This is a genomic window from Cryobacterium adonitolivorans, assembly GCF_004402695.1.
Lineage (GTDB): Bacteria > Actinomycetota > Actinomycetes > Actinomycetales > Microbacteriaceae > Cryobacterium > Cryobacterium adonitolivorans.
The window spans coordinates 27,646-44,694 of record NZ_SOFL01000053.1 but is presented as its reverse complement, the minus strand read 5'-3'; the positions used below and the strand labels follow the sequence as shown (position 1 = coordinate 44,694).

Below are 17,049 nucleotides of genomic sequence, written 5' to 3'. Positions count from 1 at the left end.
CGCCGACTGGCCGATCTAGCCGCCGACGACTGGAGTTTTCTTCGTGATTAACACAGCACTCATCCCCTGGCTCGACCCTGAGATCCTCATCAACGGATTCGGGCCCTGGGCGCTGCTTGGCGTGTGCGCGATCGTCTTCGCTGAGACCGGCCTCCTGATCGGTTTCCTGCTCCCCGGCGACACCCTGCTCGTGATCACCGGCCTGTTCGTCTTCTTCGACATCATCACCATCGACATCTGGTGGGTGGCCCTGGCCATCGGCGGCGCCGCATTCATCGGCGGCGAGGTCGGCTACCTGATCGGCCACCGGCTCGGCCCGCGGGTGTTCGAACGCAAGGAATCCGGCCTGTTCAGCGTGAAGAACGTGCAACGCACCAACGCCTTCTTCGTGCGCTTCGGCGGCTTCGCCGTGATCGCTGCCCGTTTCGTGCCGATCGTGCGAACCTTTGCCCCGGTCGCTGCGGGCGTCGGGCACATGGACTACCGCAAGTACAGCCTGTACAACTTCATCGGCGCCATGATCTGGGGTGCTGGCCTCACCTTCTTCGGCTACTTCCTGGGCTACATCCCGCCGCTGGCCGACTTCGTGCGTGATTACATCGACCTGATCCTGCTGGGCGCCGTGGTGCTCACGCTGCTCCCCACGATCTACCACTACGTGCAGTCGACCGTGAAGGCCCGCCGCCAGGCCCGCGCCGGCGTGACCGTGGACCCGAAGAAGCTCGTGCTCGACCCCGAGACCTTCAACACCGACAACGACGGCAAGCACGAAGCCTGACGCCAATCCTCAGTTCGTCAGCGCACTGGGCTTCAGCGGTGCGAGTGGTGCTCGTGTTCGGCATCCGCCGCGTGATCCGCCGGCTCGAGCTGGAACGTGGAGTGCTCGACGTCGAAGTGCTCGGAGAGGCATCCGGAGAGCTCGCGGAGCAATTCGCCAGACTTCCCGGCCGCCAGCAGTTCCGGTTCAACCACGATGTGGGCGCTGAACACATGCGACCCCGACGTGATCGCCCACACGTGCACGTCGTGCACGGCCACGACGCCGGCGGTGCCCTCGAGGTGCTCCCGGATCGCCCGCACGTCGGTATCCGCGGGAGCCGATTCGCTGAACACCCGCACGACGTCGCGCAGCAGCCCGAAGGCCCGTGGAATGATCATCGCGGCGATCACCAGTGAGGCGATGGCGTCGGCCTGCGCGAAGCCCGTCAGGAGGATGACGACAGCGGCCACGATCACGGCCACCGATCCCAACGCGTCGCCGAGGACCTCGAGGTAGGCGCCGCGCATGTTGATCGACCCGGCCGCCGCCGGACGCAGCAGCAAGATCCCGACGATGTTGGCGAGGAGGCCGACGAGGGCCACGATCAGCATGGGGGCGGCCAGCACCTCCGCCGGGTCGCCGGAGGTCAGACGGCTGATAGCGCCGACGACCACGAAGCCCGCCACCACGAGCAGGATCAGGCCGTTGAGCAGCGCACCGAACACCTCGGCCCGCTGGTAGCCGAAGGTCTGCCGGTCGGTGGCGGGTCGGGCCGCGACGACGGTAGCCGTGAGAGCGATGATAAGACCGGCCAGGTCGGAGAACATGTGGCCGGCGTCGGCGAGCAGCGCCAGCGAGCCGGTGAACCAAGCGCCGACAATTTCGACGACCAGCACCGCCGCGACCAGTCCGATGACGATCGACAGGCGCGAGCGATTGCTCGTCGAAGCGGATGCGTGATCGTGGCCCATGCCTCAACGCTACGAGCCTGCCCAGGCGAAAGCCAGCCCGGCGGCTAGTTGGGAATGAGTGCCGTTCTCAGGTCGCTAGTAGCTGTTCGCTAGAAGCTCGGTGAGCACCGGTCCGAGGGCCGCGAACGCGACGGCCCGGTGGCTCTCGGCGTTCTTCACGTCTGCGGGCAGTTCGGCGGCCGACACGTCGTGCCCATCCGGTTGGAAGATCGGGTCGTAGCCGAAGCCGCCGGCGCCGGCCGGTTCCCGCAGGATCCGGCCCGACCACTCTCCCGTGACCGCCCGCTCCACACCATTCGGCAGCGCCAGCGCGGCCACGCAGGTGAAGTGCCCGGCCCGGTGTTCGTCGGTCATGTCGCTGAGCTGCCAGAGCAGCAGGCGCAGGTTCTCCTCCGAATCCCGCGCCGGTCCGCCCCACCGGGCGGAGAAGATACCGGGGGCGCCGCCGAGCACGTCGACGCAGACGCCGGAGTCATCCGCGATGGCGGGAAGGCCGGTGTGCGCGGCGGCGGCGCGCGCCTTGATCAGCGCGTTCTCGGTGAACGTCGCACCGTTCTCCACCGGCTCCGGACCGTCGTAGGCCAGCACCTCCAGGCCCGGCAGCATCGGCGCGAGGATGCGGCGCAGCTCCTCGACCTTGTGGGCGTTGTGGGTGGCGAGAACGACGCGCATGTCAGCGGCCCAGCGTGGTCTTCTGCAGTTCGGTGAGCGTGATCGCGCCGCCGAGGGCCAGGTCGAGCAGGGAGTCCAGCTCGCTGCGGTCGAAGGGGGCACCCTCGGCCGTGCCCTGAACCTCGATGAACTTGCCGCGGCCGGTGACGACGACATTCATGTCGGTCTCGGCTCGAACGTCTTCGGTGTAGGCGAGGTCGAGCATCGGGACGCCGGCGATGATGCCCACGGAGACGGCGGCGACGCTGTCGGTGAGCGGCTGAGCCTTCTGGGCGATGAACTTCTTCTCGCGACCCCATTCGAGGGCGTCGGCCAAGGCCACGTATGCCCCGGTGATGGCAGCGGTGCGGGTGCCGCCGTCGGCCTGTAGCACATCACAGTCGATGACGATGGTGTTCTCGCCCAGGGCCTTCATGTCGACGACGGCGCGCAGGCTCCGGCCGATCAACCGGCTGATCTCGTGGGTACGGCCGCCGATGCGGCCCTTGACCGACTCACGGTCCATGCGGGAATTCGTCGAGCGCGGCAGCATCGAGTACTCCGCGGTGACCCAGCCCTTGCCCTTGCCTGCCATCCAGCGCGGCACTCCGTTGGTGAACGACGCCGTGGCGAGCACCTTGGTGCGGCCAAAGGAGATCAGCGCGGATCCCTCAGCCTGGTCGCTCCAGCCGCGTTCGATGGTGACGGGGCGCAGCTGGTCGTTGGTGCGGCCATCGGCGCGCAGGATGTCGGTCACGGGTTCTCCTTGGAAAGACGGGGGCTGAAAAGGCGGGGTGGGGCGGTCGAGGCGGCCACTCTGGCCACCTCGCTCAGGCTGATGGTTCCGGTCGCGACGAGGTCCACGTGGGAGATCTCCGGGCCGAGCAGGCGATGGGCGAGGCGGAGGAAGTCGTCGGCGCTCTCGCCGGTGGCCTCGTAGCGGTAGCTGGGCGGGGCGGTACCCACCCGTTCGAGGCCCTGGCTCACCAGCACCCTGTAGACGTCGTTGGCGGTCTCGGTGTGGCTGGAGACCAGCGTCACCGCGTCACCCATGACGTAAGAGATCACGCCACGCAGGAACGGATAGTGGGTGCAGCCGAGCACGAGGGTGTCCACGTCGGCGGCCTTGAGCGGAGCGAGGTATTCCTCGGCGACCCGCAGCACCTCTGCGCCGGTGGTGACGCCGGACTCGACGAACTCCACGAACCGCGGGCAGGCCTGCGAGAACAGCTGGATGTCGGTGGCAGCGGCGAACGCGTCGTTGTAGGCACGCGAGTTCACGGTGCCCGCTGTGCCGACAACGCCGACCCTCTTGTTTCGTGTGGTGCCCACCGCACGGCGCACCGCCGGCTGGATCACCTCGATCACCGGAACGCTGTATCGTTCCCTGGCATCGCGCAACACGGCGGCCGAAGCGGTGTTGCAGGCGATTACCAGCAACTTCACATCCTGGGACACCAGGTCGTCGAGAACCTCGAGCGCGTATTCGCGCACGTCGGCGATCTTTTTCGGCCCATAGGGCGAATGAGCGGTGTCGCCTATATAGAGGATCGACTCATTGGGCAGTTGGTCCTTGATGGCCCGGGCGACGGTTAGTCCGCCGACCCCGGAGTCGAAAATCCCAATCGGTGCATCATCCACGTCGATCAAGCCTAGCCGGGTTCGGCATTCGGGCACGCGTGACACCGCCATATGCCCATAACGGCCCAACGTACGTGGGGCGGAATATAGCCGTAACTACACTCGGCATATGGGCCAGGCCAACCAGGCAGAGCCCGCACCGGAGACGTCCCCCGCGCCGTCTGAGGAGATGATCGTCATGAATGATCGAGTCGTAATCACCGGACTGGGAGCCCTAACACCGCTCGGCAATTCGTGGACCGAAACCTGGGATGCTCTGACCAATGGTCGCAGCGGCGTCGCCCGCATCACGCAGTTCGACGCTACAGACCTGCCGACCCAGATCGCCGGCGAGGTAAAGGGCTTCGACCCCGCCACCCGGATGTCGATCAAGCAGGTCAAGCGCGCCTCCCGTGCGTCGCAGATGGCCATCGCCGCCGCTCGTGAGGCCGTCGCCGATGCCGGCTTCGGCCCGTCGATGGAGGGCATCCACACCGCGGTCATCGTGAACAGCGCCGTGTCCGGCTACGCCGAGATCCAGGATGCCACCGAGCACGTCAACGCCGGCAGCCCCCGCCGCATCTCCCCCCGCTTCGTTCCGCAGTCGCTGATGAACATGGCCGCCTGCGAGATCGCCATCGACCTGGGCGTGCACGGCCCGGTGAACGCCAGCGCCCTTGCCTGCGCGAGCGGCGCTTACGCCCTCCTCGAGGCCCGCACCATGCTCGTCACCGGTGACGCCGACGTCGTGATCGCCGGCGGCGTCGAGGCCGCCATCACCCCGGTGATGTTCGCCGGGCTGAACGCCATGCACGCCGCGTCCACCCACAACGACGAACCCACCGAGGCCAGCCGCCCGTTCGACGCCAACCGCAATGGCCTGGTCTTCGGCGAGGGGGCCGTGGTGTTCGTCATGGAGCTGCTCTCCCACGCCCGCGCCCGCGGCGCCCGCGTCTACGCCGAGGTGCTCGGTGGCGCTCTCACCAGCGACGGCTTCAGCATCGTGGCTCCCGACCCGTCGGGCACCTACGCCAGCCAGGCCATCACCCGCGCCCTGGACAAGAGCAGGCTCAACCCGGCCGACATCGACATGATCGTCGCCCACGGCACCTCCACCCAGGCCAACGACAAGGCCGAGACCCTCGCCATCCGCAACTCGCTGCGCCACTTCGCCGACAAGATCTCGATCACCGCGCCGAAGTCGATGACCGGGCACATGATCGGTGCTGCCGGAGCCTTGTCCGCCCTGGTCGGGGCCCTGTCGATCAAGAACGGCATCGTTCCGCCCACGATCAACCTGCGCACTCCAGACCCGGACTGCACCCTCGACTACACGCCGCTCACCGCGCGCATCCAGCCCATCAAGCATGCGCTGGTGAACGCCTTCGGCTTCGGCGGCCAGAACTGCATCGTCGCCTTCGGCGCCCTGTAGGCCCTACCGGGATCCGCGAGTTGCGGCAACGGCCCGTTCAGAGCATCTGAAGGGTCCGTTTGGCAAATCTCGGCGAAAACGGCTCTGCCGACTTGACGCAAAGTGCCATTTGAGATGGCTGAAACGGGGCTTTCGCGGCATCTCGGCGACGGGAGAGTGTGCACAGCCCGGACCGCGGCGGGGCAGCTAGGCTTCTCGCGTGACCGAGACTTCTGCCTTTCGAACCGACCGCTATGAACTCACCATGGTGGATGCCGCGATCCAGAGCGGCACCGCGAACCGCGAGTGCATGTTCGAGGCCTTCGCCCGGCGGCTGCCAGCCGGCCGGCGGTACGGGATTGTGGCCGGCACCGGCCGGCTGCTCGACTTGATCCGCGATTTCAGGTTCGGCGACGCCGAGCTCGACTGGCTGCGCGACAACAACGTGGTGCGCCCGCCCACCCTCGACTGGCTGGCTGACTACTCCTTCAGCGGCAACATTTGGGGCTACCGGGAAGGGGACGCGTATTTCCCGGGCTCCCCACTGATCCAGGTCGACGGCACCTTCGCCGAGTGCGTCGTGCTCGAGACCCTGATCCTCAGCGTCCTCAACTACGACAGCGCCGTTGCCAGTGCCGCCGCCCGCATGGTGTCCGTGAGCCTGGGCCGGCCGCTGGCCGAGATGGGGTCCCGCCGCACAGGCGAACACTCCGCCGTCGCCGCGGCCCGGGCCGCCTACATTGCCGGTTTCGCCTCTACCAGCAACCTTGAAGCCGGCCGCAGCTGGGGAATCCCCACCATGGGCACCGCCGCGCACTCTTTCACGCTGTTGCACGACACCGAGGAGGACGCCTTCCGCGCCCAGGTGGACGCGTTCGGCGCGTCGACCACGCTGCTCGTGGACACCTACAACATCGAGCGCGGCATCGAACTGGCCGTCTCCGTCGCCGGCACCGGCCTGGGTTCGATCCGCATCGACTCCGGCGACCTGCCCACCGTCGCAGCCGCCGCCCGTGCCCAGCTGGATTCGCTCGGCGCCGTGAACACGCAGATCACCGTCACCAGCGACCTGGACGAGTACTCGATCGCGGCGCTGTCGGCGTCACCGGTGGATGCGTTCGGGGTGGGCACCTCACTCGTGACCGGGTCCGGCGCTCCGGCTGCCGGCATGGTCTACAAGCTGGTGGCGCACAAGAACGCGGCAGACGAGTGGGTGTCGGTAGCGAAGACCGCAGCCTCCAAGGCCTCGGTCGGCGGACGCAAGAGCGCCCTGCGCCTGCTGGATGCGTCTGGCACGGCCCGCGAAGAGATTGTGATGGTGGCGACCGACGGCCCGGCGCCGGCGCCGGCCGCCCATGAACCGAGTGTCTCCGGTGCCACGGAGCGGTCGCTGCTGGTGCCGCTCATGGAGGCCGGAGTTCTCGACGAACGCTACCTGGGCGCAGCCGGGACCCGGCTGGCCCGCGAACAGAACGCCGCGGCGATGCGCGAGCTGCCGATCGACGCGTTCAGGCTCGGCCGCGGCGACACCGTCATCCCGACGGTGTACCGCTAGGATCAGCGACCGGTTTAGTCCTGCTTCATCTTTTCGTAGATGGACTTGCAGGTCGGGCAGACTGGGAACTTCTCCGGGTCGCGGCCCGGCAGCCATTTCTTTCCGCACAGCGCCTTGACCGGTTTGCCGGTCATCGCGGACTCGAGGATCTTGTCCTTCGGCACGTAGTGCGAAAAGCGTTCGTGGTCACCGGGCTCGATCTGCTCCTGGTTGAGCAGTTCCTCGAGTTCACGATCGAGGGTGGATGTTCCGCCACCGGTTCCTGGGCCGCGGCCGGGCTCTGCGATGCTCGCGCGAATGTCGTGTGTCATGAAACCAAGTGTATGCAGCTACGCGCGCATTGCGGAGGAGAGCATTTCCGGACCACGGCGTTCGAAGGTCCGCGAACCCAGCCACACCCCACCGATCAGCATGACGAAGCCGATGCCGAGCCCCCAGTACAGTGCCGGTAGGTTCCACAGCGGATCCACGAAAACACCCAGCACGGCGCACACGATGGCCGGCAGCGCCACGACGATCGACCCCACGAAGGTGAACGACTGGATAATCGCGGCGGCGGTATCCGACGACTGAGGCTGCGCGAACGGGCTGTCGCCGGGCTTCGTCGCCGGGTAGGGGAACCGGGCCGACGTGAAGCTGGAGAAACCCAACCCGGCGAGCAGGATGCAGGTGCTTACGCCGAGCACCCCGGGAAGCACCGCCCAGTCGCCGTGCACGCTGACGCTGACGGCCGAGCCGAGCCCGATCAGCGGGATGCCCACGAAGAGCGCCGGAACGAGCCGGCCGACGCGGTCGGCCACCCCGCGCGGTCCGGAGACCACGTGCAGCCAGATGGCGGTGTGGTCATACGCGACGTCGTTGTGCAGCGTCCAGCCGAGGAAGACGCACATGAGCGGCACGGGAATGAGAACAAGGTACTCGAACGGCATCCCGGCAAAGACGAGAGGCAGGATCACGAGGACCGGCACGATCGGGATCATGATCAATGAGACCCAGTACCTCGGGTCGCGGCCCCAGTAGGTGATGCTGCGGGCGGCGATCGCACCGATCGGGTTGTGCGGCATCCGGTCGAACCAACCCAGGCCGCCGTAGGCCCTGGCCTGCGCCTCGCGACCCGGCGTGACGAGCATCCGGGCCACCAGACCCTGCCATGCGAGCCATAACAGGTATACGGTCGCCGCGGCGATGAGGAGCCTGAGGAAGGACATCCCCCAGTCACCGGCAGCCGCGTCGCCCGGCACGGCCCACGCCGCGCCCAGCGGCGTCCAGCCGAGGATGCCTGCGAAACCGCCGAGCAGGTCCAGTCCGTACAGGCTCCAATCCACGTTGACCAGCAGGATCACCACGGGGGTGATCATGACGATCAGCAGGATGCCGATGATGCCGGTGAACTCGCGGGCCCGGCGGGTGGAGAGCAGGAAGGCAGAGATGGACGTGCTCACCCTGGAGGCGAGCATGCAGGTCGCCAGCAGAAGGGCGGCCGCCACGATGGCGAACAGGGTCTCCCCCACACCCCTGGACCAGGTCACGATGGTGCCCAGCAGCACCAGCGCCAGAGTCGTCGCCGGAACCCCGACCAGTGCGGACACGGCAAGGCCGAACGACAGCTGTTTGTTCGGGATGCCCATGGTGGAGAACTTGCGCGGATCCATGCTGTCGTCCACGCCGAAGACGAGCGGTACAAGGAAGAAGCCGAGCACCACCAGCGAGCCGGCCACGATGATGCCGTCCCGGATGGTGCCGACGTCGTCGACGTAACGGAACGCGATGAGCATGGACATCAGCGCGGCGGCGACGAGCAACCCGTACAGCAGTCCGAGCAGCACTCCCACGACCTGCCAGGGTCTACGCCGGAACAGATTGGCGAGAAGCCTCAGCTTCAGTCCGAGAAATTGTGCAACCACTCCAGGCCCTCCGCAACCTTTCGTCCGCCGGCCAGGTCGACGAAACGTTCTTCGAGTGACACGTTGCCGCGCACCTCGTCGATTGTTCCCGCGGCCAGCACGGAGCCCTGCACGATAATCGCCACGTGGTCGCAGACCCGCTGGATGAGGTCCATGCCGTGGCTGGACAGAATCACCGTTCCGCCGGCGGCGACGTAGCGCTGCAGGATCTCGGTGACGTTCACGGCCGACACCGGGTCGACCGATTCGAACGGTTCGTCGAGCACCAGCACGCGCGGCGAATGGATCATCGCGCAGGCCAGGGCGATCTTCTTGGTCATGCCTGCCGAGTAGTCGGCGACCAGGCGGTTGAGGGCATCCTCGAGCCCGAAGGCCGCGGCAAGGTCGGCGGAGCGGGCCCGCACGGTTTCGCTCTCGAGCCCGCGCAGGACGCCGGAGTAGTACAGAAGTTGCGCACCGGTGAGCCGGTCGAACAGCCGCAGGCGGTCCGGAAGGACTCCAATGGTGCGCTTGGCGGCGATCGGGTCGGCCCACACGTCGATGCCGTGTACCTGGATCGAACCGGAGTCCGGCCGCAGCAGCCCGGTGATCATCGACAGTGTGGTGGTCTTGCCTGCGCCGTTGGGACCGACGATGCCGTAGAACGATCCGGCCCGAACCTCGAGGTTGACGTCGGCGACGGCGACGTTCTGGCCGAAGCGCTTGTTCAGCCCGCTCACCGCGATCTCCACGGGGGCGAGCCCAGCGATGACGGCGGATGCGCCGGTGCGCGGGGCCTGCGGCTTGCGCACGACCGGCGGGATGCGCTGTGCCGTGGCGCCGATGACGGGTTCCGGAACCGCGGTGGCATGGCTGGCGGTGTCCGAGGCCATGACGACGGGCGCGGTTGCGTTGGCGGGTGCACCTGCGGCCATGGGGATCGCGGGCGCCGCGGCTGTTACGGCATCGCCGCGCTCGGCGGTGCTGGAGTCGGCAGTGCTGGAGCCGGCAGTGCTGGAGCCGGCAGTGCTGGGCTCGGCAGAGCTGGGTTCGGCCGGGGCCACGACCTCGGTCTGCTTCGGAGCCAGTCTGGGCAGCCGCCAGAACGGTCGCCTCGACGGCTGGGCCGGCTCAACGGCGGGGGTGGTCTCTGCCGGCGCCGTGGCCAGCACAACAGTGTCGTCCGTGTCCGGCGTCGCCGGCATCGTCAGGACCATGGTCTCGTCATCGCCCGACGGCGCGGGCGCAGGCGCGGGCGCGGCGACTGGCAAAACCATCGTGGCGTCGACGGCGAGCTCGGGTGTGAGTTCGGTAGCATCGAGCCCTACGGAGGTGGGTTCAGCGACGGCGGGCTCAGCTGCTGCAGCAGGCTTCCCAGCGACGGCAGCGTCGTCCACTGCAGCGTCGTCCACTGCTGCAAATCGCGCCGCAGCGGCGGCCGCAGCGGCTGTTGTGGCGGCGCGTGCCGAAGCGATGGCGGCAGTCCTGGCGGCTGCAGACTTCGCCGCGGCGGCCTTGGTCGCGGCAGCGCGCGCCGCGCCGGCCTTGGTGGCCGACTCGGTCTTGGCCGCGGCGGCCTTGGCGGCGGCGGCCTTCGCCGCCGCGGTCCGGGCGCTGCTCGAGCGGGCGGCAGCGGACTTGGGCTTTTCGGGGTCGACCTCCGCGGAGCCGCCGGGGAGGTCCTGGCCGGGGGCCGCGGCAACCGCGGCAGCCTCTACGGCGGCAGCGGTATCCGCCGTGGACGTCGTGGTGGCCGGCAGCCTGTTCGCCTTCGACGCCGCGGGCTTCACCGGCGCCTTGCGGGCAGCGGGGGTACGCGTCACCGATACCGGCGGGGTGTTGCCAACGACCGTGGTGCCGGCGCCGGGGGTCAATGGAGTCGTGGTCGGTACAGCAACATCCTCCGACAGCGCGGCTGCCACCGGCTTCTTCCTGGCCGGAGCGCGAGGGGTCGACGTGGCCCGCGGACTGGCAGGGGTGCGCGGTGCGCGGGTCGTGCTCCGCGCGGGCGCCACCGGCGTGGCTGAATCATCGGGGGTCGCAGCGTCGGCCGAAACCGACGTGCCGGCACCGGGTGCGCTCGACGCCGCACCGGCCTTGGGCGTGGCGGTCCGGGGCGCGCGACGCACCGGGGCCTTGCGGGCTGGCACCGCGGCGGTTTTCGGCGCGGTCGTAGAGAGGCGGTCGGGCTCAGGGGGGCGGTTCGCAGGGGTGTCGTGCACGATGGCACTACCCTCGCGTTCCAGCTCCGTATCGGGAACGGGCAAGACCGGAGTCCGCTCGTCAGGCTCGGAGTTCGGAGGCACTGGAGTCACCTCGCTAACTTACCAAGGACCGTCTGACCTCGCTGGGGCCTAGGGCGGCCACAGGCGGATTCCCAACAAAACTCGCGACGGAATCGCAGGTCACAGGGTCGCGCGAATCGTCACGATCCGGACACGCATCCGGCCGTCCCTTCCCCCAGAACGGGGTCGTCAGGTAGTCTGAAGGTGGCATAACGGTGTGTCTATACGTGAACTTAGGGGTGAACCGCAGGCAAACTCGGCGAAAACGTCCGGCTGCTGCGGGGCCACCCAGATCTTTCTTAGGAGATATTCGTGACCACCCAGGTTGTAATACTTGCAGCAGGAATGGGGAGCCGCCTCGGCCGCTCCCTTCCTAAACCGCTGACCGAACTCAACGACGGCCGCACAATCATGCAGCAGCAGTTCGACAACATCGAGCACGCCTTCGGCAAGAAGACCAAGGTCACCATCGTCGTCGGCTACAAGCTCGAGCACATCATCGAGGCTTTCCCGCAGGCATCGTTCGTCTACAACGAGCAGTACGACGTGACGAACACGTCGAAGAGCCTGCTTCGCGCCCTCCGCGCGTCCGCCAGCGGTGGTGTGTTGTGGATGAACGGTGACGTTGTGTTCGATCCCGCCATCCTCGATCGCGCCGCGGCGATGATGAAGCGCGACCAGTCATTCGTCACTGTCAACACGTCCAAGGTGTCCGACGAGGAAGTCAAGTACACGACGAGCGCCGAGGGCTACATCAAGGAGCTGTCGAAGACCGTGAAGAACGGGCTCGGCGAGGCCGTCGGCATCAACTACGTGTCCGCCGCAGACAAGACCATGCTCATCCACCACCTCAGCAAGGTCGGCGACCAGGACTACTTCGAACGCGGCATCGAGCTCGCGATCGAGAAGAACCGCATGCTCGTCGAGCCCGTCGACATCTCGGACTTCTACGCTGTCGAGGTCGACTTCGCCGAAGACCTCGAGCGCGCCAACCTGTTCGTCTGATCAGCCTGGAGCCGTGGGGCGACCGCGTCGATGGCGCGGCGCCCCAATCCACTCCCATACGATAGAGCGCGTGAGTAGTTACGCTCAGGTGCGTCCTGAACAGCGCGCCCCGTTTGCGCGGTACCGTCATTCCCTCTGGCTGTTGACCCAGCGGGACCTGCGGGTTCGGTACTCCACGTCCGTGCTCGGCTACTTCTGGTCGATCCTCGACCCGCTGGTCATGGCCGGCATTTACTGGTTCGTCTTCACGCAGGTCTTCCAGCGCACCGTCGGCAACGAACCGTACATCGTGTTCCTGCTCTCCGCGCTGCTGCCCTGGATGTGGTTCAACGGGGCCATCTCCGACTGCACCAGAGCCTTCCTCCGCGAAGCCAAGCTCATCCGCTCCACCAGGATCCCCCGCACCATCTGGGTGAACCGCCTGGTGCTCTCCAAGGGCATCGAGTTCATCGCCGCGATTCCGGTGCTGATCATTTTCGCGGTCTTCTCCGGTGCCGAGATCACCATCGATGCGGTCTTCTTCCCGCTCGCCATCCTCATCCAGGCCGTGCTCACGGCCGGCGTCGGCCTCATCGTGGCTCCCCTGGTCGTGTTCTTCCGTGACCTCGAGCGGGCCGTCAAGCTCATCCTGCGTTTTCTGTTCTACGCGTCGCCGATCATCTACGGCACCAGCGACCTACCGGAGGAGCTGCACTTCTGGGCGGCGTTCAACCCGCTCAGCGGCATCTTCAGCCTCTACCGCGCCGCGTTCTTCCCCGGTGAACTGGACTGGTTCGTCGTGGCCGTCAGCGCGGTCATGTCGGTGGCGTTCCTCGGAATCGGCCTCCTGGTCTTCTCCCGCACCGAGCGCGCCGTGTTGAAGGAGATCTGATGAGCGAAACCGTCATCTCCCTGGACGACGTCGGCATCAGGTTCCGCCGCAACCGGCGCAGCCGCCGCAGTTTCAAAGACCTGTTCGCCAGCACCCGCCGCCGCACCAGGCCCGGCGAGTTCTGGGCGCTGCAGAACGTGTCGTTCACCGTGCAACGCGGCGAAGCGATCGGCGTGGTCGGCCGGAACGGCCAGGGCAAGTCCACCCTGCTCAAGCTCGTCACGGGCGTCGTACTGCCCGACGAGGGCACCGTGGACGTCATCGAGGGCGTCGCACCGCTTATTGAGATCACCGGCGGCTTCGTCGACGACCTCACCGTGCGCGACAACGTCTACCTCACGGCGGGCCTGCACGGCATGACCCGCAAGCAGATCGATTCCAGGTTCGACGACATCATCGAGTTCGCCGAGATCGACGACTTCATCGACACCCCGTACAAGCACCTGTCCAGCGGCATGAAGGTGCGCATCGCGTTCGCCGTGATCTCCAGGCTCGAGGAGCCGATCATCCTCGTCGACGAGGTCCTGGCGGTCGGCGACAAGGCGTTCCGCGAGAAGTGCTACCGCCGCATCGAAGAACTGCTGGCCGGCGGACGCACCCTGTTCTTCGTGTCGCACAACGAACGCGACCTGCGCCGGTTCTGCGCCAGAGGCCTGTACCTCGACAAGGGCGAGCTGGTTCTCGACGCCCCGATCAACGAGGTCCTCGACCGGTACAACGCGGAGTACGGCTTCAAAAAGGCCTGATCGGCGTGGCTGGCGCGTTGTCTGGGAGTTGCATCGACGGATGCCCAGTTTCGGCCCGTAAACTCGTCCCACCGCATCGAGGAGGACCGCACCATGGCTAAGAAGCCCACACCCCTGCTGTCGCCCACCGGCGGGCTGCCGCAGGGTGGCCAGCTCCCGACCGGTGTCGTCACCGGATTCGACAGGGTCATGGCGATTCATCGCCCTGCCGTCCTCGCGCACATTCGGAGCATCCGTCACCGGCACCCCGAGGCCACACCGGAACAGCTCGTGCGCATCCTGGAGCGACGATATCTCGCCGCGGTCACCAGCGGCGGTGCCGCGGTCGGTGCCACGGCCGTGATCCCGGGCGTCGGCACCGGCATCACCCTGGCTCTGTCCGGCGTCGAGACGGCCGGTTTTCTCGAGGCGACCGCGCTCTTCTCACAGTCCGTCAGCGAGGTGCACGGGATCACGGTGAGCGACCCAGAACGTGCCAGGGCCCTCGTGATGACGATGATGCTCGGCCACGAAGGTTCGGACCTGGTGCGCCAGCTCGCCGGCCAAGCCACCGGTGGTGGCGTGGCCCGCACCGCGTACTGGGGCGAACTGGTGACGACGAGCCTGCCCCGCGCCATCATGGGGCCGCTGACGGACCGCCTCAAGCGAACATTCATCAAGCAGTTCGCCGCCAAGGGCGGGGCAAGCCTGATCGGCAAGGCCGTGCCGTTCGGCATTGGCGCAGTGATCGGCGGGATGGGCAACCACATCCTCGGCAAGCGGGTCATCGGATCGTCCAGGCTCGCTTTCGGCCAGGCCCCCGCCGGGTTACGCCCGGAGCTCGAACCGCGGGTGCACACCATCACGCTGCGAGATGGGGCCGTGATTCCCGGCAACCGGCTCACCCAGCTGGGCCACGGCGCGCTCCGAGCACTCCCCCGGCCGCTGCGCCGTCGTCCGACGGCCGCGGACCAGGTCAAGCCGGACGCAGCCGCACCGGCGGAGCCCGTCTAGGCAGGACAGGGCTGGCAGACCGGGCCGTCAGATCGGGCTGGCAGGACCGGGCCGATCAGACGTCTTCGGTCTCGCTGACGTCATCGACGAACTCGGCGAGGCCATCGTCATCGTCGGCGTGTACCTCGGCGAATCGGTCCCACTCGGTCATTAAGTGTTCGATCGCGGCACGGAACCGCGCCGTGGGCGCACCGGGCGTGGGATCGCCGAAGTACTGCTCGACCCAGACGCGCAGGCGCTGCTCGGCGCCGTCGTCGTTCACGAGTTCGTCGAGGGTCAGGGCGATGTCGGCGGTGTCGCTCGCGCCGAGCCATTCGCAGTCGGACAGGTACCCGCTGGTGTCGATGGCGGCGAGCGGGTTCAGTGGACGCGTCACCATGAGCGGTTTGCCCGACGCAAGGCGGTCGTAGACCATCGCCGAGATGTCGACGATCGCGACATCGGCGGCGGAGAGCTGCCAGCCGAGCTCCGCGCCTGTGTCGATGATGTGCTGGGCACTCGCATCGCGGCTGTTCGCGGCGGTGATCGCGGCCATGATCTGCTTGTTCGCCAGACCGTATTCGTGGTCTACGACGCCGGAGCGCGGATGCGGGCGGTACACCAGCCGGTGCCTGGGGCTTCGCAGCAGTGCCGTGACGAGGGCGACACCGTGCGTGGCGATGGAGCCGTACGCTGCGGCGGCGCGGTCGCCCTCCCAGGTAGGTGCGTAGAGCACGACGGTGCGCTCATCGGGCGTGAACGGCAGCAGACCCGAATAGTGGTCGGCCTGGGGACGACCGATCGTGATCGCCCGCTTGTCGAAGTCGTAGTCCCAGAGCACCTTGCCGAGCCTGTCGACGGCGGCCTGGCCGGCCACGAACGAGTAGTCGTATGCCTTGAACTGGTTGGTGGTCATGTACATCTTGTCGCTCTCACCGTGGTTGATGAAAACGTGCCAGCGGCGCCCGTAGCGCATCATCTGAAAGTTGCGGGAGTTCTGGTTGACGTACAGGACGATGCGGATGTCCTGCTCGGCGACCACCTGTTCGAGGTCGGAGACCTTGCGCACGTAGGCCACCGGCAGCGGGCTCTCTTCGAGTAGCTTCAGCGTGCCGCCGGCGGTGCGGCTCAGGAGGACCACGGGCCAGGTCTCGGCCAGCTTCGCGAGCGGTTTGTACCACTGGCGCATCTGGTAGAGGTTCACCGGACCATCCGCGAAGTACACGGCGATCTTGAAGCTATGGGCGGGCAGCGGGCCGCGTACGGCGAGGCGCTCGGTGAGCAGGCGCTGGGCCTTGCGAGAACCGAGCACATCCTTCACCAGCTTTGCTGCGAGTCTGACGTCTTTCCTGCTTACCACTGTTCCAGCCTACCCACCGGGCCGGGACCTAAGGCCCGCTGACCCCCCGGAAGAGGTGCACAGGTGGCCAATCGTAAGGCATCCCGGTCAGATGACGGGAGGCCGGCCCGCGCGGGTCATCCGCCAGATGGTGCCTGCCGACAGCGGACGACGTTCGCCGGGGTCGGTGGTCCAGCCCTCCCACCAGCCGCGGAACCAGGCCTTCAGTGCGGCCGGGTTGCGGGCGCCACGCAGCACCTGGATCGCCGTCCAGGATCCCACGTAGAGCGGCATCAGCGGCACCGGCAGGTTACGTCGGGCGATCCAGACACGGTTGCGGGCGTTGAGCCTGTAGAAATCAGCGTGCCGGGTGGGCAGGATCACCGGGTGGTTCGCCACCAGGTCACCTGCGTACCAGCTGCGCAGGCCCTGGTCCCAGACCCGCCAGGCCAGCTCGATGCCCTCATGGGCGTAGAAGAACGGTTCGGCCCAGCCGCCCGTGGCCATGAAAACCGGCCGCGGCATCAGCACGGCACCCTCCCACACCGAGAACACGGCGCTGGAGTGCGCGGCGTCGCCCTTGCGGATGCGCGGTATCCAACGGCGCGGCGCGGTCAGGCCGGTCGGGTCCACCACCTGCGGCTGCAGCAGGCCGATGCTGGGGTCGGTGCGCAGTACCCCGACGGCGTCGATCAGGAAACGGGGATCCGGCAGGCTGGCGTCGTCATCGAGGAAGAAGAGGTAGTCGCCGGCGACATGGTCGACACCGCGATTGCGGCCGGCGGGGATGCCCAGGTTCTCCGGCAGGGCCAGCACGGCGACGCCCGCGGGCAGGCCGGTGGGCTGCCAACCGTTGCCCACGCAGACGATGTCCAGCTGCACATCTTCCTGGGCGAGCAGGCTGCGGATGCCACGCTCGAGGTCATCGGGGCGGCGGCCCTGGGTGAGCACGACCACGCCGACGGTGACGGGAACGCTGT

General features: G+C 67.5%; 16 protein-coding genes. 7 read left to right on the top strand and 9 right to left on the bottom strand.

Going from position 1 to position 17,049, the window contains the following annotated elements:
- Positions 1–46 precede the first annotated feature (46 nt).
- On the top strand, positions 47–778 hold the full coding sequence (locus E3O42_RS16165; protein ID WP_420897894.1) for a DedA family protein: 732 nt from the start codon (positions 47–49) through the stop codon (positions 776–778).
- A 32-nt stretch (positions 779–810) separates the two neighbouring features.
- Here E3O42_RS16165 and E3O42_RS16160 read toward each other — a convergent pair whose 3' ends face one another.
- The 4 genes from E3O42_RS16160 to murI form a co-directional block, all read right to left on the bottom strand.
- Positions 811–1,731 (bottom strand): cation diffusion facilitator family transporter, encoded by a 921-nt coding sequence (locus E3O42_RS16160; protein ID WP_134454969.1) that lies wholly within the window; start codon positions 1,729–1,731, stop codon positions 811–813.
- 75 nt (positions 1,732–1,806) lie between these two features.
- Entirely contained in the window at positions 1,807–2,403 is a 597-nt protein-coding gene (rdgB, locus tag E3O42_RS16155) for an RdgB/HAM1 family non-canonical purine NTP pyrophosphatase (RefSeq protein ID WP_134454967.1), read from the bottom strand.
- Between the two features lies 1 nt (position 2,404).
- Positions 2,405–3,139, bottom strand: a complete 735-nt coding sequence (rph, locus tag E3O42_RS16150) for a ribonuclease PH (RefSeq protein WP_088455547.1) — start codon at positions 3,137–3,139, stop codon at positions 2,405–2,407.
- Positions 3,136–4,023, bottom strand: a complete 888-nt coding sequence (gene murI / locus E3O42_RS16145) for a glutamate racemase (RefSeq protein WP_134454965.1) — start codon at positions 4,021–4,023, stop codon at positions 3,136–3,138. Before murI ends, rph begins: the two co-directional genes overlap by 4 nt.
- A gap of 178 nt (positions 4,024–4,201) precedes the next feature.
- On the opposite strand from murI, the gene E3O42_RS16140 reads away from it, so the two are divergent.
- A complete protein-coding gene (locus tag E3O42_RS16140; RefSeq protein ID WP_198414163.1) occupies positions 4,202–5,434 on the top strand; it encodes a beta-ketoacyl-[acyl-carrier-protein] synthase family protein in 1,233 nt (410 codons plus the stop codon).
- A gap of 199 nt (positions 5,435–5,633) precedes the next feature.
- Positions 5,634–6,968 carry a nicotinate phosphoribosyltransferase gene (locus E3O42_RS16135; protein ID WP_134454963.1) on the top strand — a complete coding sequence of 445 codons (1,335 nt, stop codon included), beginning with the start codon at positions 5,634–5,636 and terminating at the stop codon, positions 6,966–6,968.
- Positions 6,969–6,982: 14 nt separating this feature from the next.
- Here the strand turns inward: E3O42_RS16135 and E3O42_RS16130 are convergent, their stop codons facing one another.
- Genes E3O42_RS16130 through E3O42_RS16120 form a run of 3 tightly spaced genes read right to left on the bottom strand, consistent with a single transcriptional unit; the run spans position 6,983 to position 9,786 of the window.
- The gene (locus tag E3O42_RS16130; RefSeq protein WP_134454961.1) at positions 6,983–7,279 is read right to left on the bottom strand and encodes a DUF3039 domain-containing protein; all 297 of its coding nucleotides are present in this window, start codon (positions 7,277–7,279) and stop codon (positions 6,983–6,985) included.
- Between the two features lie 18 nt (positions 7,280–7,297).
- Positions 7,298–8,872 carry a hypothetical protein gene (locus tag E3O42_RS16125; RefSeq protein ID WP_241984881.1) on the bottom strand — a complete coding sequence of 525 codons (1,575 nt, stop codon included), beginning with the start codon at positions 8,870–8,872 and terminating at the stop codon, positions 7,298–7,300.
- Positions 8,848–9,786, bottom strand: a complete 939-nt coding sequence (locus tag E3O42_RS16120; protein ID WP_134454959.1) for an ABC transporter ATP-binding protein — start codon at positions 9,784–9,786, stop codon at positions 8,848–8,850. Before E3O42_RS16120 ends, E3O42_RS16125 begins: the two co-directional genes overlap by 25 nt.
- A gap of 1,662 nt (positions 9,787–11,448) precedes the next feature.
- On the opposite strand from E3O42_RS16120, the gene E3O42_RS16105 reads away from it, so the two are divergent.
- From E3O42_RS16105 to E3O42_RS16090, 4 genes are all read left to right on the top strand, one after another.
- Positions 11,449–12,141: a phosphocholine cytidylyltransferase family protein gene (locus E3O42_RS16105; protein WP_134454955.1), complete on the top strand. Its 693-nt coding sequence runs from the start codon at positions 11,449–11,451 to the stop codon at positions 12,139–12,141.
- A 70-nt stretch (positions 12,142–12,211) separates the two neighbouring features.
- Positions 12,212–13,012 (top strand): ABC transporter permease, encoded by an 801-nt coding sequence (locus E3O42_RS16100; protein WP_241984880.1) that lies wholly within the window; start codon positions 12,212–12,214, stop codon positions 13,010–13,012.
- A complete protein-coding gene (locus E3O42_RS16095; RefSeq protein ID WP_134454953.1) occupies positions 13,012–13,758 on the top strand; it encodes an ABC transporter ATP-binding protein in 747 nt (248 codons plus the stop codon). Before E3O42_RS16100 ends, E3O42_RS16095 begins: the two co-directional genes overlap by 1 nt.
- A 93-nt stretch (positions 13,759–13,851) precedes the next feature.
- Positions 13,852–14,751, top strand: a complete 900-nt coding sequence (locus E3O42_RS16090; protein ID WP_241984879.1) for a hypothetical protein — start codon at positions 13,852–13,854, stop codon at positions 14,749–14,751.
- A 55-nt stretch (positions 14,752–14,806) separates the two neighbouring features.
- On the opposite strand, the gene E3O42_RS16085 is transcribed toward E3O42_RS16090, so the two are convergent.
- Both E3O42_RS16085 and E3O42_RS16080 read right to left on the bottom strand, forming a co-directional pair.
- Positions 14,807–16,090 (bottom strand): hypothetical protein, encoded by a 1,284-nt coding sequence (locus tag E3O42_RS16085; protein ID WP_134454951.1) that lies wholly within the window; start codon positions 16,088–16,090, stop codon positions 14,807–14,809.
- Between the two features lie 87 nt (positions 16,091–16,177).
- Positions 16,178–17,026 carry a glycosyltransferase family 2 protein gene (locus E3O42_RS16080; RefSeq protein ID WP_241984878.1) on the bottom strand — a complete coding sequence of 283 codons (849 nt, stop codon included), beginning with the start codon at positions 17,024–17,026 and terminating at the stop codon, positions 16,178–16,180.
- Positions 17,027–17,049 lie beyond the last annotated feature (23 nt).

Coding starts and splice junctions, on each gene's coding strand:
- E3O42_RS16160 (WP_134454969.1), bottom strand. CDS start 1,731: ATGGGCCACGATCACGCATCCGCTTCGACGAGCAATCGCTCGCGCCTG.
- E3O42_RS16140 (WP_198414163.1), top strand. CDS start 4,202: ATGAATGATCGAGTCGTAATCACCGGACTGGGAGCCCTAACACCGCTC.
- rdgB (WP_134454967.1), bottom strand. CDS start 2,403: ATGCGCGTCGTTCTCGCCACCCACAACGCCCACAAGGTCGAGGAGCTG.
- E3O42_RS16090 (WP_241984879.1), top strand. CDS start 13,852: ATGGCTAAGAAGCCCACACCCCTGCTGTCGCCCACCGGCGGGCTGCCG.
- E3O42_RS16095 (WP_134454953.1), top strand. CDS start 13,012: ATGAGCGAAACCGTCATCTCCCTGGACGACGTCGGCATCAGGTTCCGC.
- E3O42_RS16130 (WP_134454961.1), bottom strand. CDS start 7,279: ATGACACACGACATTCGCGCGAGCATCGCAGAGCCCGGCCGCGGCCCA.
- E3O42_RS16120 (WP_134454959.1), bottom strand. CDS start 9,786: ATGGCCGCAGGTGCACCCGCCAACGCAACCGCGCCCGTCGTCATGGCC.